The 20,149-nt window shown below is 71.3% G+C and carries 16 protein-coding genes and 1 pseudogene; 7 read left to right on the top strand and 10 right to left on the bottom strand.

Annotated features, from left to right (window positions below):
- Window positions 1-62: 62 nt before the first annotated feature.
- Window positions 63-524, bottom strand: a complete 462-nt coding sequence (locus tag ABGB11_RS16010; RefSeq protein WP_347633378.1) for a peroxiredoxin — start codon at window positions 522-524, stop codon at window positions 63-65.
- A 331-nt stretch (window positions 525-855) separates the two neighbouring features.
- On the opposite strand from ABGB11_RS16010, the gene ABGB11_RS16005 reads away from it, so the two are divergent.
- Both ABGB11_RS16005 and ABGB11_RS16000 read left to right on the top strand, forming a co-directional pair.
- A complete protein-coding gene (locus tag ABGB11_RS16005; RefSeq protein WP_347633376.1) occupies window positions 856-1,716 on the top strand; it encodes a helix-turn-helix transcriptional regulator in 861 nt (286 codons plus the stop codon).
- A gap of 190 nt (window positions 1,717-1,906) precedes the next feature.
- Window positions 1,907-2,170 (top strand): DUF397 domain-containing protein, encoded by a 264-nt coding sequence (locus ABGB11_RS16000; protein WP_347633374.1) that lies wholly within the window; start codon window positions 1,907-1,909, stop codon window positions 2,168-2,170.
- 16 nt (window positions 2,171-2,186) lie between these two features.
- On the opposite strand, the gene ABGB11_RS15995 is transcribed toward ABGB11_RS16000, so the two are convergent.
- Entirely contained in the window at window positions 2,187-2,819 is a 633-nt protein-coding gene (locus ABGB11_RS15995; RefSeq protein WP_347633372.1) for a hypothetical protein, read from the bottom strand.
- 263 nt (window positions 2,820-3,082) lie between these two features.
- On the opposite strand from ABGB11_RS15995, the gene ABGB11_RS15990 reads away from it, so the two are divergent.
- Window positions 3,083-3,466 (top strand): hotdog domain-containing protein, encoded by a 384-nt coding sequence (locus tag ABGB11_RS15990; RefSeq protein ID WP_347633370.1) that lies wholly within the window; start codon window positions 3,083-3,085, stop codon window positions 3,464-3,466.
- A 266-nt stretch (window positions 3,467-3,732) separates the two neighbouring features.
- Here ABGB11_RS15990 and ABGB11_RS15985 read toward each other — a convergent pair whose 3' ends face one another.
- From ABGB11_RS15985 to ABGB11_RS15975, 3 genes are all read right to left on the bottom strand, one after another.
- The gene (locus tag ABGB11_RS15985) at window positions 3,733-4,563 is read right to left on the bottom strand and encodes an ABC transporter permease subunit (protein ID WP_347633368.1); all 831 of its coding nucleotides are present in this window, start codon (window positions 4,561-4,563) and stop codon (window positions 3,733-3,735) included.
- On the bottom strand, window positions 4,560-7,031 hold the full coding sequence (locus ABGB11_RS15980; RefSeq protein WP_347633366.1) for an alpha/beta fold hydrolase: 2,472 nt from the start codon (window positions 7,029-7,031) through the stop codon (window positions 4,560-4,562). The genes ABGB11_RS15985 and ABGB11_RS15980 overlap by 4 nt, the downstream gene beginning before the upstream one ends.
- 129 nt (window positions 7,032-7,160) lie before the next feature.
- A complete protein-coding gene (locus ABGB11_RS15975; protein ID WP_347633364.1) occupies window positions 7,161-7,769 on the bottom strand; it encodes a TetR family transcriptional regulator in 609 nt (202 codons plus the stop codon).
- Window positions 7,770-7,887: 118 nt separating this feature from the next.
- Between ABGB11_RS15975 and ABGB11_RS15970 the strand changes: the two genes are divergently transcribed.
- Window positions 7,888-10,455, top strand: coding sequence for an MFS transporter (locus ABGB11_RS15970; protein WP_347633363.1), 2,568 nt, complete (start codon window positions 7,888-7,890; stop codon window positions 10,453-10,455).
- 62 nt (window positions 10,456-10,517) lie between these two features.
- Complete coding sequence (locus ABGB11_RS15965) at window positions 10,518-11,345, top strand: YceI family protein (protein ID WP_347633362.1); 828 nt, start codon at window positions 10,518-10,520, stop codon at window positions 11,343-11,345.
- Between the two features lie 3 nt (window positions 11,346-11,348).
- Here ABGB11_RS15965 and ABGB11_RS15960 read toward each other — a convergent pair whose 3' ends face one another.
- From ABGB11_RS15960 to ABGB11_RS15940, 5 genes are all read right to left on the bottom strand, one after another.
- Window positions 11,349-12,332, bottom strand: a complete 984-nt coding sequence (locus tag ABGB11_RS15960) for a hypothetical protein (protein ID WP_347633360.1) — start codon at window positions 12,330-12,332, stop codon at window positions 11,349-11,351.
- A 200-nt stretch (window positions 12,333-12,532) separates the two neighbouring features.
- Window positions 12,533-13,618, bottom strand: a complete 1,086-nt coding sequence (locus tag ABGB11_RS15955; protein ID WP_347633358.1) for a 2-oxoacid:ferredoxin oxidoreductase subunit beta — start codon at window positions 13,616-13,618, stop codon at window positions 12,533-12,535.
- Window positions 13,611-15,452 carry a 2-oxoacid:acceptor oxidoreductase subunit alpha gene (locus ABGB11_RS15950; RefSeq protein ID WP_347633356.1) on the bottom strand — a complete coding sequence of 614 codons (1,842 nt, stop codon included), beginning with the start codon at window positions 15,450-15,452 and terminating at the stop codon, window positions 13,611-13,613. Before ABGB11_RS15950 ends, ABGB11_RS15955 begins: the two co-directional genes overlap by 8 nt.
- Before the next feature lie 425 nt (window positions 15,453-15,877).
- Entirely contained in the window at window positions 15,878-17,062 is a 1,185-nt protein-coding gene (locus ABGB11_RS15945) for a hypothetical protein (RefSeq protein WP_347633354.1), read from the bottom strand.
- 746 nt (window positions 17,063-17,808) lie between these two features.
- Window positions 17,809-18,876 (bottom strand): hypothetical protein, encoded by a 1,068-nt coding sequence (locus tag ABGB11_RS15940; protein WP_347633352.1) that lies wholly within the window; start codon window positions 18,874-18,876, stop codon window positions 17,809-17,811.
- A 364-nt stretch (window positions 18,877-19,240) separates the two neighbouring features.
- Between ABGB11_RS15940 and ABGB11_RS15935 the strand changes: the two genes are divergently transcribed.
- Window positions 19,241-19,612 (top strand): NADH-quinone oxidoreductase subunit A, encoded by a 372-nt coding sequence (locus tag ABGB11_RS15935; RefSeq protein ID WP_347633350.1) that lies wholly within the window; start codon window positions 19,241-19,243, stop codon window positions 19,610-19,612.
- Between the two features lie 66 nt (window positions 19,613-19,678).
- A pseudogene (locus ABGB11_RS15930) lies at window positions 19,679-20,122 on the top strand (NADH-quinone oxidoreductase subunit B family protein); the annotation flags it as partial.
- Between the last annotated feature and the right edge of the window lie 27 nt (window positions 20,123-20,149).

Genomic DNA, 20,149 nt, shown 5'->3' with positions numbered 1-20,149 from the left:
GAGACCAGCCGCCGCCTCGCAGGGGCGGCGGATGGTCTCCGGCAACGGGCCCGTCCTCGACGTCAGGAGAGGGCGCTGACGGCCTTCTTCCAGGCGTCCTGGTCGCGGGCCTCGCCGGGGGCGTTCACCTCGGTGAAGCGGAGGACGCCGGACTTGTCCACAAGGAAGGTGCCGCGGACGGCCATGCCGCGGTCGGTGTTGAAGACGTTGTAGAGCTTGGCGACCTCACCGTGGGGCCAGAAGTCGGACAGCAGCGGGAACTGGTAGCCCTCCTCATTGGCCCACGCCTTGAGAGCGAACCCGTGGTCGACGGAGATACCGAGAACCTGGACGTCCTCGTTCTGGAAGCTCCCGATGTCGTCACGGACGGCGCACAGCTCCCCGGTGCAGATCCCCGAGAAGGCGAACGGGTAGAAGACGAGGAGCACGTTCTGCTTGCCGCGGTAGGCGGAGAGCGTGACCTCCTGGTTGTTCTGGTCCTTCAAGGTGAAGTCGGGGGCTTCGGTTCCTGCCTGGGGTGTCATGAGAGCTCCATGGTGCTGGACGTTGCCGACGCACCGAGCCTAAAGGGACCGCAACACCGCCATACCGGCAGGCATGGTCCAGCGGTGCTCACTGGTCGCAGGGCGTCTGGCTGGGGACGGGATCTCGCGCAAGGGGATTGCGTCATCTTCGGCGGATGTGGCGCATGTGGTGTTTTGCGTGGCTCTGGTGACGCAACGCTAACGAGTAGCTACGGAACTCGGTAAAACCTGACCGAAGTCGCGACGCCGGGCCACGAGTGCACTAGTCTTTGCGACCTAAGCTCTTTGAAACGTGGCAGACGGCCTTCTGGCTAAAGGGGAGGTGTTGGGCATGCCGGACAGTCCGACTGTGCATCAGCGACGCCTTCGGATCGATCTGCGCAAGGCGCGCGAGGCCGCCGGGTTGACCCAGGAACAGGCGGCGAAAGGCCTGGAATGGTCGCTGTCGAAGATAATCCGCATCGAGGGCGGAACGGTCAGGGTGGCCGTCAGCGACGTCCGGGTCATGTTGCAGCAGTACGGGGTGCCGCAGGAGCGATTCGACGAGTTCCTGACGCTCGCGCGGGCGGCCCGTGAAACGGCGTGGTGGAGTGCGTACCGCAGGGTCCTCAGCCCGCAGATGGCGGAGCTGATCGGGTTCGAGTCGGCCGCCGGGGTCTCCCGGGAGTTCCAGCCTCTGGTGATCCCGGGGCTTCTGCAGACCAGCAGCTATGCGAAGGAGATCCTGTCGAACCTGCGCACGGATGATGCCGCCGACCAGGTCGATGAACTGGTCGAAGTGCGTATTCGCAGGCAGGAGATATTCGAGGGCGACACTCCGCCCAGGTTCTTCTTCGTCATCGACGAGGCCGCGATCCGGCGTCCGGTCGGGGGTGACACGGTGATGCGGGCGCAACTGTCGCACCTGCTGGAGATGGCCAAGCGCCCCAACGTGACGATCGAGATCGTTCCCTTTGCTCACGGTGCGCATCCGGGACTGGTGGGTCCGTTCAAGCTCATCGAGTTCGCCGAGCCCGAAGATGACGACGTGCTCTATCTGGAAGGCGCGCAAGGGGAACTGATCGGCCGCGACTATCGCGAGGAAGTCGTCCGGTACAGGGAGAAGTTCGAGGTCCTTCGTAATATCTCCCTGGGGCCGGAAGGGTCGGCCGTCCTGCTCAACACCGTCGCGGAATCTCTTCGAACGGGTTGACGCGCGCCGCCAAGTGCCGATGCTTGATTCGCCTATGGCCTGATCTCTGGTCAACGCCTACACTCTCACCTTGACAGAGCGCGTCACAGGATTGTTGGTCCGCCTGAGATCGTGTGCGGAAGGGTACGGCCGGGATTGGGGACGTCCGCCTGAACAGAAAGGTCGCCATCCGCATTCTGGATGTCCGCGAGTGGGCCTCCCAGGTTGTGCCTCCAGAGTCTCTGGCAGTCGCGTCGCGGTGCCGTTGGGAGGAGCGAGTGTGGACAGGGCGGAGCGACCAGAGGTGATCTGGAGGAAGAGTCGCCGAAGCGCCACTGGAGACTGTGTCGAGATCGCCTTTGACGGTACCTCCGTGCTCGTGCGGGACTCCAAGGAACACCTCGGCGCCGTCCTGAGCATCTCCGGTGCGCAGTGGCAGGTCCTGAGGCGCTCCATCAAGAAGAGGTACGGGTGAGCGCCGCCCGAAAGGTTCACCCTGTGATCGGTACCGGCTCGGCGTGGTAGATGTAGCCGCGATACGTCTTCTCCTTGATCTCCACTTCGAGGCCGATGAAGTCCGCCGGGTCCACGGCGCAGAAGCCGCTCCCCACGACGTCCTTGAACAGCGAGTCGGACACGACCAGGGCGAGGTCGCGGTCCGGGTGCTCGGTCAGGTAGGCGCGCAGCGGCGCCGCGTCCAGGAGGCGCGAGACGACGATGGGCGCTTGGCCGGCCGGTCCGAGCGGTCCGTCGATCATGGTGCCGTGGTGGAACGCGAGCCGCAGCCGCAGCCGGGGCGCCCGCCGGTCGTTGAGTTCGGTGAGCGCGCGTTCCAGGGCGTGCGCGAAGGCGCCCACGACGCGAACGACGTCCACACCGAGGGGCAGGACGATGAGCTCACCATCTCCGCCCGGCTGGCGATACCAGGCTTTCGGGCGGAGTCCTGTCCGCTTCGCGCAGCGGTCGATCAGACTTCGCAGATCTTTCTGCGCCGCGAGTTGCTGGTGGGCGGTCAGGTGGCTGTACCTCTCCAGGTCTACGCCGAGGAGCAGGCGGTACTTGAGCCGACCATTGCCCGTGAGCCATCGCCATGGAAGCCACACTTGCCGCGATAGAAGCCGCATCTGCCGTCCTCGGTCCCTGCCGTCAGCTTGATTCTGCCCGATGCAGCCCGCCTTGTGCAGGAAAACATAGGTCGGTTAGCAACATGGCACTTTGCTGCTAGCCTTCTGCCCGTGACGGAAACCGGCAGGGGACCGTGGTTGACGTGCGATGACTGATCTGCCGACTGCGATCTGTATGCCGAGTGATGGCCTAAAGTAACCTCGCGAAAAGCCATGTGGCATCTGGCTCAGGCCCGGATCGGCCCCTGGGGAAGGATGGGGGTATGGACGTCGAGGTTGGGCTGCGCGGGGGTGTGGAGGTTGTTGTCGGAGAGGACGACACAGCTGTTCACCTGGGGAGTGGTGATGTGGCCGTGCTGGGGACGCCGCGGTTGCTGGCGCTGGCGGAGGCGGCCACGGTGAAGGCGGTGGCGTCGCGGCTGGGCGAGGGGCGGACCTCGGTCGGGACGCGGGTCGAGCTGGAGCATCGGGCGGCCACCCCGACCGGTGGGCGGGTGGCGGTCACGGCCGTGCTGCGGGACGTCGACGGGACGCGGCTCGTGTTCGGTTTCGAGGCCGTCGACGAGCGGGGCACCGTGGTGGGGAAGGGGCGGATCGAGCGGGTCGTCGTGGACAGGGAGCGGTTTCTGGCGCGGATCGCGCGGTGATCAGTACGGCAGGAGACGCCCCGAGGGGGTCCGGAGGTCGGGCGGGCTCGGTTGACGTGGGGGCTTGGGGCGCTTGATGAGTTGCTGCCGTGCCATGGTGATCATCTCCCCCCATCGGGCCTGACTTAACCCGGTGGTCGAGCGGTTACCTCCTACGACGCGGGCGGCCTCCAGGAGGTTCGCTGAGCTTATGCGACGGACCCTGCCCGTTCGACCGAATTTCCGGAGGCTGTCCGTGTCCGGACGGTCGCGGAACGAAGGGTGGATCAGGAGACGATGTCGCGCGTCCGGAACCGGCGGAAGGCCAGGGCGAACAGGACGAGGGAGTAGGTCACGGAGACGGCGGCGCCCTTGGCCATGCCCGTCCACTGGATCTGGGGCTGGAGAGCGTCCATCCACGAGTACATCCAGTGGGTCGGCAGGAAGTCGCGCCAGGAGCCGAGCGCGGTGACGGCGTCCAGGATGTTGCTGACGATGACGAGCCCGACGGCGCCGCCGACCGCGCCGAGGGGCGAGTCGGTCGTGACCGAGAGCAGGAACGCGAGGGCGGCCACGACGAGCTGCGCGATCAGGGAGTAGCCGATGATGATCGCCATGCGGCCGAGGGCGGTGCTCACCGGGACGGTGCCGCCGGTCGGGAGTTCGACGTCGCCCCAGCCGAAGCCGGCCGTGCCCGCGATCAGGGACATCAGCGGGAGGCTGACGACCGCGGCGACGGCGTAGGAGAGCGCGACGATCAGCTTCTGCCGGAGCAGACGGGCCCGCGGCACCGGCGCGGCCAGCAGGTAGCGGAGGGACGACCAGTTCGCCTCGCTCGCCACCGTGTCGCCGCAGAACAGGGCGACCGCGACGACCAGCAGGAAACCGGTCGAAACGAAGAGGGCGAACAGCGCGAAGTTCATCGCGCTGGACGTGGCGACGTCGACGAGGCTCGGTACGCCGTCCGGCCCCGGGTCCCCGCCGAGCTTGAACGCGGCGACGAGCACCCACGGGAGGACGAGCAGGATGGCGAACGCGACGAGCGTGCGGCGGCGCCGGAACTGGCGGACGGCCTCGACCCGCAGCGGCAGGGTGCGCCGGACGTGGTAGGCGGTCATGACCCCTCCCCGATGATCTCCAGGAACGCGTCCTCCAGGCGGCGGCCGGAGCCGGTGATCTCGGCGACCGGGCCGGCGGCGACGCGGCGGCCGCCCGCCATGACGACGGCGTGCGTGCAGGTCTGCTCGACCTCGGCGAGCAGGTGGCTGGAGACGATGACGGTCCGCCCGGCGGCGGCGTACCGGACGAGCACCTCCCGCATCTCGCGGATTTGCGGCGGGTCCAGGCCGTTGGTCGGTTCGTCCAGGACGAGGAGGTCCGGAAGCCCCAGCATGGCCTGTGCGATGGCGAGGCGCTGCCGCATCCCCTGCGAATAGGTGCGGACGGCCCGGTCCAGTGCGGAGCCCAGGTCGGCGATACGCAGCGCTTCGTCGAGATGGGCTTCGTCCAGGGGACGGCCTGTGGCGCGCCAGTACAGGTCGAGGTTGTCGCGCCCTGAGAGGTGCGGCAGGAAGCCGGGCCCTTCGACGAACGAGCCGAGCCGGGACAGTACGGGCGCCCCCGGGTACACGCGGTGGCCGAAGATACGGATCGTGCCGGAGTCCGGGTGGATGAGCCCCATGAGCATGCGCAGGGTCGTGGTCTTCCCCGCACCGTTCGGACCGAGCAGCCCTAGTACCTGACCCTTCTCCACTCGGAACGACAGGTCCGAGACGGCCAGGTGTCCGTTCTTGTAGGCCTTCGTCAGTCCGGTTATCTCCAGGGGGACGTCACTGTCCGTTTCGGCGCCGCGCGTGCGTCGTCCAGGGAGAAGGATGACGAGAGCCAGAGCGAGGCCTGCCAGCGGCAGCACCCACACCCAGACGGGGAGCGGCGCCGACGCGGTCTTCAGAGACGGCACGGAAGGCACGCTCAGCGGCGACACGACCGTCACCTTGTAGGACGACGGCTCGGCGGGCGTCGCGAACCCCATGTCGGTGGTGGCGATGACGAGCCGGAGCCGGTGCCCGCGGTCGAAGCGGTAGTCCATCGCGGGGAGCGTGACCGTGACCTCGTCCCCGCCGGACACCCGGAAGGGTGCCGCGAGCCGCCGCGCCGGCGACGCGGATCCGCCCGGCGCGACGTCGTAGAGCTTGGCGAACAGCGGCCCGTCGCCCTCGATCTTCAGCTGGACGGTCGCCGCGCCCGTCAGCCGCAGCGGACGGTCGAGCGGGCGCGTGTCGAACGTGGCGGTCTGCCCCGGCATGTCCGTCGGCAGTTGCCCGCCGAGGGAGCCGAGCGAGCCCAGCGACCCGAGCGCGCCCAGCCCGGGCAGCGCGGAGATCGAGGTGGGCGACCCGCCCGCCGGGTTGAAGATCGTCTGCTCGCCGCCGGACAGTGGCAGCCGGGCGGGATCGCCGGACAGGCCTGGATACCGGCGGGTCGTCGCCTCCTCGACGACGACCTGCTGCGTGGACGAGTCGAGCCCGCCCGCCCGCGTCACCGTGAAACCGTCGAGGGCCGGGGCGGAGGTGCGCATCAGCCGCGCGTCGAAGAAGTCGCGCACGAGGCCCTCGACCCGCTCGGTCTCCGGGTCTCCGCCGTCGTGCCCGCCCTGGAACCAGACCACCGACACCGGCGCGCCGTTCGCGGCGATGGCCCGCGCGTTCGCGTCGGCCTGGCCGAGCGGGAACAGGGAGTCGGTCTGGCCCTGGACGAGCAGCGTCGGCACCCTGATCCGGTCGGCGACGGACGCCGGGCTCGACCGGCGCAGCGTCGCGATCGCCGACTCGGTCGGGCGGCCCTTCTCCGCCACCTCCTGGTACATGTCGCACAGTGACGGCAGGAAGCGTCCGCATGCCGTCCGGTCCGCGCTGCCGGTGAAGAACAGGCCGGCCCACAGCTTCTTGAACACGCCGTCCAGCGGCTTCGCCCCGGCGGCGGCGTCCGGGAACAGCGCGTCCGGCAGGCTGTTCCACGTGATCTGCGGCGCGATGGCGTCGACCCGGCGGTCGTAGGCGGCGGTCATCAGCGCGATCGCCCCGCCGTACGACTGGCCCGCCATCCCGACGCGGGGGTCGCCGGGGCCGTCCAGCCGGACCTCGGGACGCCGCGCCAGCCAGTCGATCAGCTGCCGGACGTCCTTCACCTCGTAGTCGGGGGAGTTCAGCGCGATCTCCCCGGACGAGCCGCCGAACCCGCGCGCCGACCACGCCAGCACCGCGTACCCGGAGCGGGCGAGCTCGCGCGCCTCGCCCGCCACGTCCTGCTTGCTGCCGCCGAAGCCGTGCCCGAGCAGGACCGCCGGGCCCTTCGCCCGCCCGACGGGCTTGTAGAACGTCGTGTCGAGGGTGACGCGCTGGTCGTCCTTCGGCCCGTCGACGACGGCGATGCGCTGCGAGGACGTCTCGACGCGGGCGGCTCCGTCCGCCGCCGCGCCCCAGGCCGCGCCGCCGCCCGCCAGCGCGATCGCGGCTCCGGCCGCGGCCCACCGCGTGGAACGTCCCGTCCTGCCCCACCGCGCCCGGAGTGCGCCCCCCACCCTCATGGTCAGCAACCCTATGCGCGGCGCGCGGGCCCTTGCTCCGCCCTCGCGGCGATGTCCGCTGCGCCCGCCGCCGTACGCCGCGCCGCGCCGTTACATCTCGCGATGTACGGCCGCCCGGTGAAGCGGGGGTCACGGCTCGCGGTGGGCGGGCGCCGCGAGGGCGGCGGTGAACATGGCGGTGAGGCGGTCGGTGAGGTCGGCCGGGTCGGCGGCGCGCAGGTCGGAGAGGCCGAGGAGCCGCCGGACGGGGCCGCCGCCCATGATGATCGTGGACGCGAGCAGCGCACGCGCGCGGGCGTCCGGCCCGTCGAGCTGGGCGACCAGGGGCTGGACGATCACGTCCTCCAGGTACTGGAGCAGGATCTCCTTGACCTCGGGCTGGCCGGCCGACCGGTCCAGCATCCGGGACATCGGGGTGACCGAGCCGCGTTCGATCTGCCGGACGAAGTGCTCGGCGAGGCGGCGCGGCAGCCCCGCGGGGTCGCCGGCGATGACGCCGCGGATCACCGACTCGCCGGCCAGCACCTCGCCGAACAGCGCCGCCTTGGAGCCGAAGTAGCGGTGGACCAGCGCCATGTTCGCCTCGGCGCGGGCGGCGATCATGCGGACGGTGACGCCGTCGTAGCCGTGCTCGCCGAACAGGTCGCGGGCCGCGTCCAGGATGCGGCGCCGGGTGGCCTCCCGGTCGCGCTTAGGGCGCCGCTCCGCCGTGCTCTCGGCCTCGTGCTCGACCCGCATCCCCAAACCCCGGCTCTCGGTGACGGTCCGTGCCCAGTATCCACCGGGTTGCAAGTAAACAAGCGTCTACATAAGGTACATGCAAAGCACAGGTAATTCTTCGTCCGATGGGGGCAGGGTGGCTCAGGCGAGCATGGCGTCGCACGGCCCGGCGACGTCAGAGCAAGCGCGACCGCACTACACGCATCGTCAGATCCTGGAGATCCTCGCCGGGCTGATGATGGCGATGCTGACGTCGATGATCTCGACGTCGGTGGTCGCGACGGCTCTGCCGACGATCGTCGGCGACCTCGGCGGCCAGGACAAGCTCTCCTGGGTGGCCAGCGCGACGCTGCTCACGATGACCGCGTCCACGCCGCTGTGGGGCAAGCTCTCCGACATCGCCGGGCGCAAGCTGATGTTCCAGACCGCCCTGCTCATCTTCGTGGTGGCGTCGGTGGGCGCCGGGCTGTCGCAGAACATCGCCCAGCTCATCGCGGCCCGCGCGTTCCAGGGCCTCGGCGTCGGCGGCCTGTCCGCGCTCGCCCAGGTCATCCTCGGCGACGTCGTCGAGCCCCGGCAGCGCGGGCGCTACGCCGGCTACATGGGCGCGGTGTTCGGCATCGCGACCGTCGCCGGGCCGCTGCTCGGCGGGTTCATCGTGGACGCCGACGCCCTCGGCTGGCGCTGGTGTTTCTACGTGTGCGTCCCGCTCGCGATCGTCGCGTTCCTCGTCATCCAGAAGGTGCTCCACCTGCCCAAGGTGCGGCGCGACACCCGCGTCGACGTCTTCGGCGCGTTCACGATCACCGGAAGCGCCGCCGCGCTGATGCTGGTGCTGTCCCTGGGCGGGACGGAGTTCGCCTGGGACTCCGAATGGGCCTACGGCCTCCTCGGCGCCGCCGGCGTGCTGCTCCTGCTCGCGATCGTGGCCGAGCGGATCGCCCGCGACCCGATCCTGCCGCCCCGGCTGTTCCGCAACCCGACCTTCCTGCTGACGTCGTTCATCTCGATCTGCGTCGGCATGGCGATGTTCGGCGTGATGATCTACATGCCGCAGTACCTGCAGATCGTCAAGGGGATGAGCCCCACCGCGTCCGGCCTCATGACGCTGCCGCTGGTCGTCGGGATGCTCGTCACCTCCACCGGCTCCGGGCAGGTCGTCACCCGGACGGGCCGCTACAAGATCTTCCCGGTGATCGGGCTGCTGTGCATCGCCGGAGCCCTGTACCTGCTGTCGCGGCTGCACACCGACTCCCCGGAGGCGGTCATCGGTGTCGACCTCGCCGTCCTCGGCGTCGGGATGGGCCTCTGCCTGCAGATCCTCATCCTCGCCGCGCAGAACGCCGCCGCGCCCGCCGACCTCGCGTCCACGACGTCCGGCGTCTCGTTCTTCCGCAACCTCGGCGGCGCGATGGGCGTCGCCGCGTTCGGCGCGATCCTCACCAACCGGGTGGCGGACGAGATCACCAGCGGCTTCCGGTCCGCGGGCATCCCGCTGCCGGCCGGGGGCGGCGGACCGGAACTGGGCTCCCCGGCGGAGATCCAGAAGCTGCCCCCGCAGGTCCAGGCCATCATCCAGGACGCGTTCACCCACTCGCTGGAGAGCGTCTTCCTGTTCGCCATCCCGGTGGCGCTGCTCGGTTTCCTCGCGGTGCTGCTGCTGCGGGAGCTGCCGCTGCGCGGGTCGGCGAACCGGGGCGGCGCCGACACCCCGGCCGGTCCGCCCGCCGACGACGGCGTCGTCCGCCCGCCGGCCCCGGCGGTGCGCACGGGCGCCGTCGCCGCGGTCGGCGCCGGCCGGCACGCCCGCGGCGCGCACCTCGACGACGACCGGGACGCGCGGCTCGCCACCGCCCCCACCCCGCCGGAGACGCCGCCGAACGGCGCCGCCCCGGACCTCGCGGCCCAGGTGCGCCTCCTCGCCCAGCAGAACGGGCAGGGCGGCGGCGTGCCCGTGCGCGGCGTCGTCCGGACGCGCGACGGCGAGCCCGTCCCGTCCGCCGCGCTCACCCTCATCGGCGTGGACGGCCACCAGCTCGCCCGCGCCGTCACCCAGGAGGACGGCCGGTACGCGCTGCCGACCCCGGGCCCCGGCAGCTACGTGCTGATCGCCGCGACCGGCGGGCACGAACCGCAGGCGGCGACGCTCGTCGTCGGCGACCGCCCGGTCGAGTTCGACCTGCTGCTGGCCGGCAGCGGCGGCCTCGCCGGGACGGTCCGCGGCGGGGACGGCGCCCCGGTCGCGAACGCGATGGTCGTCGTCACCGACGTCCGCGGCGACGTCGTCGGCACCGCCCGCACCGGCGGCGACGGGCGCTACGTGTTCGAGAGCCTCGCCGCCGGCTCCTACACCCTCGCGGTGAGTGCCGCGGCGCACCGCCCGGTCGCGCTGCCGGTGGAGGTGACCGGCAACGGGCAGACGCGCGCCGACGTGGAGATGCCGCCCGGCGCCCGGATCCGCGGCACGGTCCGCAACGAGTCCGGCGCGCCGGTCGGCGACGCGCGGGTCACGCTCGTGGACGCCGCCGGCAACGTCGTCGCGATGGTGATCACCGGGCCGGACGGGGAGTACGCGTTCACCGACCTCACCGGCGGCCAGTACACCGTGATCGCGTCCGGATATCCTCCGGTCGCAACCGGCTTGTCGCTGTCGGGCGGCGGCATGGACGGTCACGACCTCGAGCTCGGCTACCCCGACGAGTGACGGGCGCGGACCCGTCCGGCGGAGGGAACCCCGATGACACGAACCTGGAGTGCGGGTCGCTGATGGACGCTGAACGAGGCCTGCGCGGCACGGTGCGGACGAAGGACGGCTGGGCGGTCCGGCACGCCGTCGTCACGGTCACCGACCTCGCGGGCAACCAGGTCGCGCGGGAGCAGGCCGGCGAGGACGGCGTGCTCGCCGCCGGCCCGCTGCCCGCCGGCACGTACACGGTGATCGTGACCGCGATGGGCTTCCAGCCCGCCGCCGCCACGCTGATCGTGTCCAGCGCCGGCACGGCCGACATCGGGAAGGTCGTGCTCGGCCGCGCGGGCGGCACCGAGCTCCCCGCCCCCGGAACCTGGACGATCGACCCGGCGCACTCCAGCGTCGGCGCCGTCGCGCAGCACCTCGGGCTGTCGAGCGTCCGCGGCCGCTTCGCGGTGTTCGAGGGACGCCTGGAAATCGCCGAACCGGTCGAGGAGTCGCGCGTCACCGCCCGCATCGAGGCGGCGTCCATCGACACCGGCAACAAGATGCGCGACGACCACCTGCGCTCCGCCGACTTCCTCAACGTCGACGACCACCCGGTCATCACCTACGAGGGCGACGGGCTGACCGGCGCCGGACCCGACCGCTGGACGGTGCACGGGCGGCTCACCCTCAACGGGCTCACCCAGCCCGTCGACCTCGACATGACCTACCTCGGCACCGGCACCGACCCGTGGGGCGGCGTCCGGGCGGCGTTCCGCGCCACCGCCGAGCTGCGCCGCACCGACTTCGGCATCCGCTTCAACCAGATCCTGGAGGCGGGCGTCGCGCTGGTCGGCGAGAACCTCCGCGTCGAGATGGAGATCCAGGCCGTGCAGGGTGAGGAGCTTCCCCAGGCGTGACGCCTACCGCCCCTTGAGGTCGCGGACGAGCCGGTTCGCGGTCGCCCGGTCCGGCGAGCCGGTCACCACGACCTTCCCGTCGGTGATCGCCATGTCGACGCGCGGCAGCGTGATGAGCCGGCTGCGCACCACGAACGCCAGGTCGCGCCCGACCGTCGCGCGGGTGAGCTGGGCGAACGCCTGCCGGTCGACGCGGCGGAGCGTCACCGCGACGTCGTAGCCGCCCGGCTGCACCCGCGACTTCTGCACGCGCAGGTCGGCGACCTTGCGGATCGCGATCCCCTGGGTGAGCCGGTAGCAGGTCGGCCCCGCCCCGGACTGGGCGGTGATGCCCTGCGTCCCGGCCGGGCACGGCCCCGGCACCGCCTGCGCGACGGGGTAGATGTGCAGCGGCGCGGCGAGCGTCACCGGCCGCGTCCGCATCGAGGACGCGATCATCGCGCCCGTCACCGCGACCGCCGCGATCAGCAGCCCGAGCGTCAGCACCATCACCAGCAGCGCCGACCGGTGCAGTTCGGCGGCCCGTGCCGGCGGCGCCGCCCTCGGCGGCCGTCCCGGACGGTGCCCCGCCCGGTTCCGCTTCGCCTCAGCCGCCTCCCGCCGCCGCGCCGCCGCCCGCGCCCGCCGCCGCGCCGCCTCGGACGCCGGCGGAACCGCGTCCGCAGCGGGCAGGACGGCCGTCGTCGGCCCGACACCGAGCGGCCGCGTCGAACCACCACCCTGCGCCGAGCCACCACCCTGCGCCGAGCCACCGTCCTGCGCTGAATCGCCGTCCTGCGCCGTACCGAGAGGCTGCGTCGGGCCCCCGGGCTGCGCCGTGTCTAGGGGCTGCGTCGTTTCGTCGGATTGCGCTGAACCGCCGGGCGGCGTCGAATCACTTGCCTGCGCTATGTCGCCGGGCTGCGCCGAGCCGTCGGGCTGGGGAGGAGGGGCGGTGGGTTCGCCGTCGCGCTGACGTCCCTTGTTGCGGCGCGGTATGACCCGCATCGGCACCTCCCCGGCTCCATGATCTCCTCAGTCTCTCAGGATGAGACGCCGTCCCGCACCGTGTCCCGCCGGGAAGACCGGCGCGGGGTGCCCGTCGCTCACCACGTGATGAAACCGTGCCCCGTCCACGGGCGTTCGAAGCGCACGAAGCGCGCGAAGGCCCGGCCCCGCCGAACCGGGACCGGGCCTTCGGACGCGTGCTAGTCGATGCGCCAGGTGTCGCCGCTGCCGAGCAGCGCGGCGAGGTCGCCCTCGCCCTGCGTCTGGACGGCGTCGTCGAGCTGGGCCCGCATCAGCTCGTCGTAGGACGGGCGGTCGACGTCCCGGAAGATGCCGATCGGGGTGTGCTCGAACGCGGGCTGGTCCAGCCGCGACAGCGCGAACGCCTGCGACGGGTCCGGGTCGTGGGCGTCGTGCACGGCGATCTCGGACGCGTCGACGTCCGCCACGTTCACGACCTCGAACGACCCGGACGGCGAGCGGCGCAGCGCCTTGGACCGGTCGGCGCCGAACACGATGGGCTCGCCGTGCTCCAGCCGCACCGTGACGTCGTCGCGGACCGACGCGTCCTTCAGCGGCTCGAACGCGTTGTCGTTGAAGATGTTGCAGTTCTGGTAGATCTCGACGAGCGCCGTGCCGCGGTGCTGCGCGGCGGCCCGCAGGACCGACTGCAGGTGCTTGCGGTCGGAGTCGATGGTGCGGGCGACGAACGTGCCCTCCGCGCCGATCGCGAGCGACAGCGGGTTGAACGGGGCGTCCAGCGACCCCATCGGCGTCGACTTGGTGATCTTGCCGAGCTCGGACGTCGGCGAGTACTGGCCCTTCGTCAGCCCGTAGATCCGGTTGTTGAACAGCAGGATCTTCAGGTTGACGTTGCGGCGCAGCGCGTGGATCAGGTGGTTGCCGCCGATGGACAGCGCGTCGCCGTCCCCGGTCACGACCCACACCGACAGGTCGGGACGGGACGTGGCGAGCCCCGTCGCGATCGCGGGCGCGCGGCCGTGGATCGAGTGGAACCCGTAGGTGTTCATGTAGTACGGGAACCGGGACGAGCAGCCGATGCCGGAGACGAACGTGATGTTCTCGCGGCGCAGCCCGAGCTCGGGCAGGAAGGACTGGACGGCCGCGAGGATCGCGTAGTCACCGCACCCGGGGCACCAGCGCACCTCCTGGTCGGTCTTGAAGTCCTTGAGCGTCTGCTTCCCCTCGGCCTTCGGGACGAGGGAGAGCAGCGACTTCCCGTTGCCGTTGACGGCGCCGTTGCCGTTGGAGCCGTTCTCACTCACTGTCGATCACATCCTGGAAGACGCCCTGCAGCTCTTCGGCCTTGAAGGGCAGGCCGCGGACCTGGTTGTAGCCGATCACGTCGATGAGGAGCCGGCCGCGCAGCAGCAGCGCGAGCTGGCCGAGGTTGATCTCCGGCACGACGACCTTGTCGTAGGAGCGCAGCACCTCGGGCAGGTTCGCGGGGAACGGGTTGAGGTGGCGCAGGTGGGCCTGCGCGATCTTCCGGCCGGACGCCCGGACGCGCCGGACGGCCGCCGAGATCGCCCCGTACGTCCCGCCCCAGCCCATCACCAGGACGCGTGCCTCACCGGACGGGTCGTCCACGGCGAGCGGGTCGATGTCGTTCGCGATCCCGTCGATCTTGGCCTGGCGGAGCCGGACCATCGTGTCGTGGTTGGCGGGGTCGTAGGAGATGTTGCCGGTGACGTCGGCCTTCTCCAGGCCGCCGATCCGGTGCTCCAGCCCGGCCGTGCCCGGGATCGCCCAGGGGCGGGCGAGGGTGTCGGGGTCGCGGCGGAACGGTTCGAAGCCCTCCTGCGACGGGGCCGCGAAGGCGGGCTCGATCGTCGGCAGCGCCGCGACGTCCGGCAGCCGCCACGGCTCGGACCCGTTGGCGAGGTAGCCGTCCGACAGCAGGATCACCGGCGTGCGGTACTTCACCGCGATCCGGGCCGCCTCCAGCGCCGCGTCGAAGCAGTCCGACGGGGACTGCGGCGCGATCACCGGGACGGGCGCCTCGCCGTTGCGGCCGTGCATGGCCTGCAGCAGGTCGGCCTGCTCGGTCTTGGTCGGCAGCCCGGTGGACGGCCCGGCCCGCTGCACGTCGATGACCAGCAGCGGAAGCTCCGTCGCGACGCCGAGGCCGATCGTCTCGCTCTTCAGCGCGATCCCGGGCCCGGACGTCGTGGTGACGCCGAGCGACCCGCCGAAGGAGGCGCCGAGCGCCGCGCCGACGGCGGCGATCTCGTCCTCGGCCTGGAACGTCCGGACGCCGAACCTCTTGTGCTTGGACATCTCGTGCAGGATGTCGGACGCCGGGGTGATCGGGTACGAGCCGAGGAAGATCGGCAGCCCGCTCTGCACGCCGGCGGCGACCAGCCCGTACGACAGGGCGATGTTGCCGGTGATGTTGCGGTACAGGCCGGGCTCGTGCTGCGCCGGCTTGATCTCGTACTGCACCGAGAACGCCTCGGTGGTCTCGCCGTACGACCAGCCCGCCTGGAAGGCCGCGATGTTGGCCTTCATGATCTCGGGCTTGGAGCCGAACTTCTTCTCCAGGAAGGCGAGCGTCCCCTCGGTGGGACGGTGGTACAGCCACGACAGCAGCCCGAGCGCGAACATGTTCTTCGCGCGCTCGGCGTCCTTCTTGGAGATGTCGAAGTCGGCGAGGGCCGTCACCGTCATCGAGGTGAGCGGCAGCGCGTGCACCCGGTACTCGGCGAGCGAGTCGTCCTCGACGGGGCTGGTCTCGTAGCCGACCTTGGACAGGTTGCGCTTGGTGAACTCGTCGGTGTTGACGATCAGGTCCGCGCCGCGCGGCAGATCTCCGAGGTTGGCCTTGAGCGCGGCGGGATTCATCGCGACCAGGACGTTGGGCGCGTCGCCCGGCGTCAGGATGTCGTGGTCGGCGAAGTGCAGTTGGAAGCTGGACACGCCGGGGAGGGTCCCGGCGGGGGCGCGGATTTCGGCCGGGAAGTTCGGCAACGTCGACAGGTCGTTGCCGAACGCCGCGGTCTCCTGGGTGAAGCGGTCGCCGGTCAGCTGCATGCCGTCGCCGGAGTCTCCGGCGAAACGGATGATGACGCGGTCGAGCTGCTGGACCTGTTTGGTCACAGAGGAAGACCTCCTCGACGCGCAGCATCCGTCCTGGGGGAGGCGCCCAGGATCGTGATGCTACTAAGGCTTACCTTCATGGTATGTCCGGGATCGGATGGTGTTATCGGGGACGGGCCGCTCAGCGGGACGGTGGCGTAGGCCGTCCCGTACCGGTGGCCGCGGGTCATGGAGGCTGTGCCGGGAGGCACTGACGGGCGGCGACCGCTCCGCGCGTCCTATCCGGGGATACGACCTGGACGGGTCCCCGAGTTCATCGCGAACACAGGCTGCTGCGCTGCCGGCACAGGTCGACGTGCAGTCGCCTGACCAACCGCCGCACGGGACTCGTGGAGAAGCCGCGGCTCCCCAGGGGCGTGGAGTTCACGACCCGAAGTGTAGACAGCCGGAATCCCGGGGGAGGGCACCGCCCCTGAAGGTGGGACCTATGGTGTCCCTGGTGTCCGTGATGTGGCGACTTCTGGCCGCTCGGTGCTCGTACCGGACGGTTCCGCCGACACCGTCGGGCCGGGCGTGGACGGCGCCCGCCGCATGACCGCCTTGCGCTCCCGGTCGACACGCGCGAGAAGTTCCGGCACGTCGGCGGCGTCCAGCGCCTCACCGACGACGCGGGCCGTCGCCTCGTACGGGTACGAGCCGGGGTTGTCGAGGGCCGCGCGCATCCAGTTCCGCCACAGCCGGCTGGTGACGGTGCAGCGCAGCACCAGCGCCCGGTTGGCCGGGACCGGCCCCGACCCGGTGCACGACCCCAGCGGCTTGCCCTGGGACGTGATCGACGCCCGCAGCGCGGCCCGCGCCCCGTCCGGCACCGCCCCCGCGGGCGAGGCGAGCGTGGCCGGGACGTTCACCGTGCAGCCGTTGGTGTTCTGGTCGCAGTTGCGGAACGTCAGCGTCCCCGGGGTGAAGCGCAGGCCCGGATCGGCCGCCCCTCCGAGCCGCGCCACCCGCGGCCGCAGCTCGGCGAACAACGTCGCCGGCGCCGTCACGGGCGCGACGGTGAAGCGCGGCCCGGCCTGGCCCGACGGCCGCACGGCCAGCAGCCGGTGCGGGGCCGCCGCCGTCAGCAGGTACTCCGCGCCCTGCGTCTTGACCCGGTACGCGCGGACGCCGTTCACGTCCTCGGTGGGCGGCTTCGCCGGGGCCTTGGCGAGCAGCTTGGCGATCGCCTCCGGGCCGAGGACGTCCGGCACGTCGAACCCGGGCATGGACGCGGGCGCCTTGGACCAGCGTCCGGCGTAGTACTCCGGGTGCGCGACGCCGGCGGCGTAGGTCTGCCAGAACGCCGGCGCGGCCTTGAGGTAGGTGACGCCGTCGATCGCGACGACGTCCGCCGTGAGCAGGCCCGCGGTGAACGTCCCGGACACGGCGCCCGACGGTGTCACCCGCAGATGCGCCTGGACGGGCTGCCCGTTCACCGTCAGGGTGCCGTCGTAGCGCAGGCCCGTCCCGGACGTGAGCGTCCGCCCGGCCGCGACCGTCCACGCCGGAGGCGCGGCGGACGCGGTGGTCTTGGGCTTCTTCTTCGGCGCCTCCCCGCCCCCGGCGAAGGCTCCGGCCGTCACGGCGACGGCGACGACGAGCACGGCCGCAGCCCCCGCGACCCCGACCATCCGAGCCCGCCGCCGCCTCAACGGAACGGGCCCACGCGGCATGGCCGGATTCGCCGGCATGCCAGGACCACCAGGCAAGCCGGGACTGATGGGCGTCCCGGGATCGACCGGCGTCCCGGAGCCGGCGGGCGCGCCGGAGCTGATGGGCGTCCCGGGGTCGACGGGCGTGCCCGGGTCGCGAGGCGTGCCGGCGGCACCGGGTGTGCCGGGGCCGCCGGGTGGGGCGGTGTCAGGCGTGCTGGGGGTGGTGGCGCTCGGAGGAGGTTGGTGCGTTGGCGCCTTGGGTGCTTCGTCTGATGAGGGCGGGCCCTCTGGGGACGGCGCCGCGGGTGGTGGGGACGGCCGGGCCGGCGGGGCCCCGGCGACGTGTTTGTCGCCGGGATGCGGGCCTTGGAGGGCGTCTCCGGGGTCGTCCGGGGACGAGGTGCCCGCGGACGGGGGGAGGGCGGAGGCCGCCTGCGACGGCTCGTCCTGTTCAGCGCTCACTCGGGGCTCACTCTGCTCACTTCCGGGGCCCGGGTCGGGGCCCTTCCGTCAGGCACAAAGCAAGGGATCAGCGGCCCTCTCCAGGAGATGCCGGCGGGGCTCGGGACCATTGCGGGGGGTGCGGGTCGGCCGCCGGGGCCCTGGAGGGGCGTCCACGAAGAGCATAAGGGTGCCCGGCGGCGCTTCCCCCCGTCTGGAGGGAGCGCCACCGGGCACCCGGGCGGCCTCGGATCAGCGCGGGACGCGCCTCACCTGCGGCCTCATTCGCTGTCGAGCCCGCTCTGCAGAGCCTGAACTTCCGCGGACGTGGCACCGATCACCTTGTACTGCGCGTGCTTGTAGAAGGTGCCGCCGGTGGCCTTGGCCCAGCTCGTCCACGCGCTGCTGGTGACCCGGCAGCTCGCCCACTCCGACAGCGAGCCGCTGATCGTGATGCGGGTCGTGCAGTTGCCGAGGTCACGGCCGGTCAGCGACCCGGCGGTGAGCCGGAACCGGACGTCGATCGTGACGGGCTTCTCCACGTCGTACGGCGGACGGATCTTGGCCTCCACCGTGCAGCCGGAGTCGCCGTTGCAGCCGCCCCTCTTCCACTCGTCGACCGTCGGCCGGGCCGAGCCGTTGAAGGAGTCCTTCAGCTCGCCCATGCTGGTGCGCATGTCCGAGATGAGGGACGAGGCGTCGCTGGAGTCCTTCGGGGTGACGTCCACCGAGACGCGCGGCGTGGTCGCCTCGTAGCGCAGCAGCTCGGCGTCGTCCTCGTCGGTGATGTAGAGGGTCGAGGAGAAGGTGCTGAACTTCAGCGCCTTCTTGCCGGACCACGTCGTCTCGATCGGCTTGACGCGCGACGTTCGGGCCGAGCGGATCTTGCTCGCCAGCGCGGACGGGGTGAGCTGCGTCTTGAAGTCGAGGTCGAGCTCGTCCGCGTCCAGCCGGCCCCACTGCTCGCCGGAAGCGAGGTAGTACGGGTCGTCGGTGCTGGAGATCTCCCGGGACCAGTACGTCTTGTCGGCCTTCACGAACAGCTTGCCGTCGGCGGACAGGACCGTGACCTGGTCGCCGTTCCAGCTGACGGGGCCCATCGCGCGGCCGCCCTTGGTGACGTTCAGCTCGCCGCGCAGCGTCTTGCCGCCGCCGAACGTGCCCTTCAGGCCCACCGCGCGGGCCGAGTTGAGGCTGCTCGCCGCGGCGGTCAGCTTCTCCTCGGGAGACTTGCCGCCGCTGCTCGCGACCACGAACACCACGACGGCGATCACGACGAGCAGCACGAGGCCGCCGCCGATCAGGCCGATCACCAGGCCGCCGCCTCCGCCGCGCCTCGGCGGCGGCATCGCGGGGCCCATCGGGGAGCCGGGGGGCGGGGGGAAGAAGGGGGGCGGGGTCCCGGGGCCGCCGAAGCCGCCGGGTGGTGGGGGAGGCCCGCCCGGACCTGGGCTTCCGGGCCCGCCGGGACCGGGCCCGCCCGGGCCCGCTGGCGGCGGCGGAGGCGGCCAGGAGGCCCCGCCCGGGGATTCCCAGCCCGGGGGAGGCGGAGGGTTGCTCATCCGGTCACGTCCTTCCAGGTCATAGTGACCCCATGCAAACCTAGTGTGCAGCAAAAGTCTGGCATTGTGATCCACCGGGGTGGAGGTACAAGGCCACACTCCCTTGCCGCACTGCGGGGATACTGGATGAGACGCAGGCGAGGAGGATCTGGTGCATAACTATTTCGACACGTATGTCGTCGTGGTGGTCCTGCTCCTCGCCGGCGCGGGGGTCGTCGGCGGCGCCCTCGGCGCGAACCGGCTGCTCCGCCCCGCCCGTCCGACCGCGGAGAAGCTGACCACGTACGAGTGCGGGGTCGACCCGGTCGGCGAGGGCTGGGCGCACTCCTACGTGCGCTACTACGTCTTCGCCTACCTGTACGTGGTGTTCGCGGTGGACGCGGTCTTCCTGTTCCCCTGGGCGACCGTCTTCTCGGCCCCGGGGTACGGGGCGACGACCCTCGGCGAGATGTTCGTGTTCCTCGCGTTCCTGGCCGCCGGGCTCGCGTATGCGGGCAAGAAGGGCGTCCTCTCCTGGGTCTGAGCCGCCCGGCGCTGTAACAATGGCGTCGTGGGCACTGTGGATCTACCGCCGCCGAGCGTCGGGCCGCTGTCGCGGGTCGCGCCGAAGCCGATCAAGTTCGTGCTCAACTGGGGACGCCGCTACTCACTGTGGGTCTTCAACTTCGGGCTGGCCTGCTGCGCCATCGAGTTCATCGCGACCTCGATGAGCAGGCACGACTTCATCCGGCTCGGCGTCATCCCGTTCGCGCCGGGTCCGCGGCAGGCCGACCTGATGGTCGTCTCCGGGACCGTGAGCGACAAGATGGCGCCCGCGGTGCGGCGCCTGTACGAGCAGATGCCCGAGCCGAAGTACGTGATCTCCTTCGGCGCCTGCTCCAACTGCGGCGGCCCGTACTGGGACTCGTACTGCGTGACGAAGGGCGTCGACCAGATCATCCCGGTGGACGTCTACGTGCCCGGGTGCCCGCCCCGTCCCGAGGCGCTGCTGCACGGCATCGTCCACCTCCAGGAGAAGATCGCGGCCGAGTCGCTCGGCGACCGCTACAACGGCGGTGAG

This window comes from Actinomadura sp. B10D3, assembly GCF_039871695.1.
In the GTDB taxonomy this organism is placed as follows: domain Bacteria; phylum Actinomycetota; class Actinomycetes; order Streptosporangiales; family Streptosporangiaceae; genus Spirillospora; species Spirillospora madurae.
This window is presented reverse-complemented; position numbering and strand designations above follow the sequence as displayed.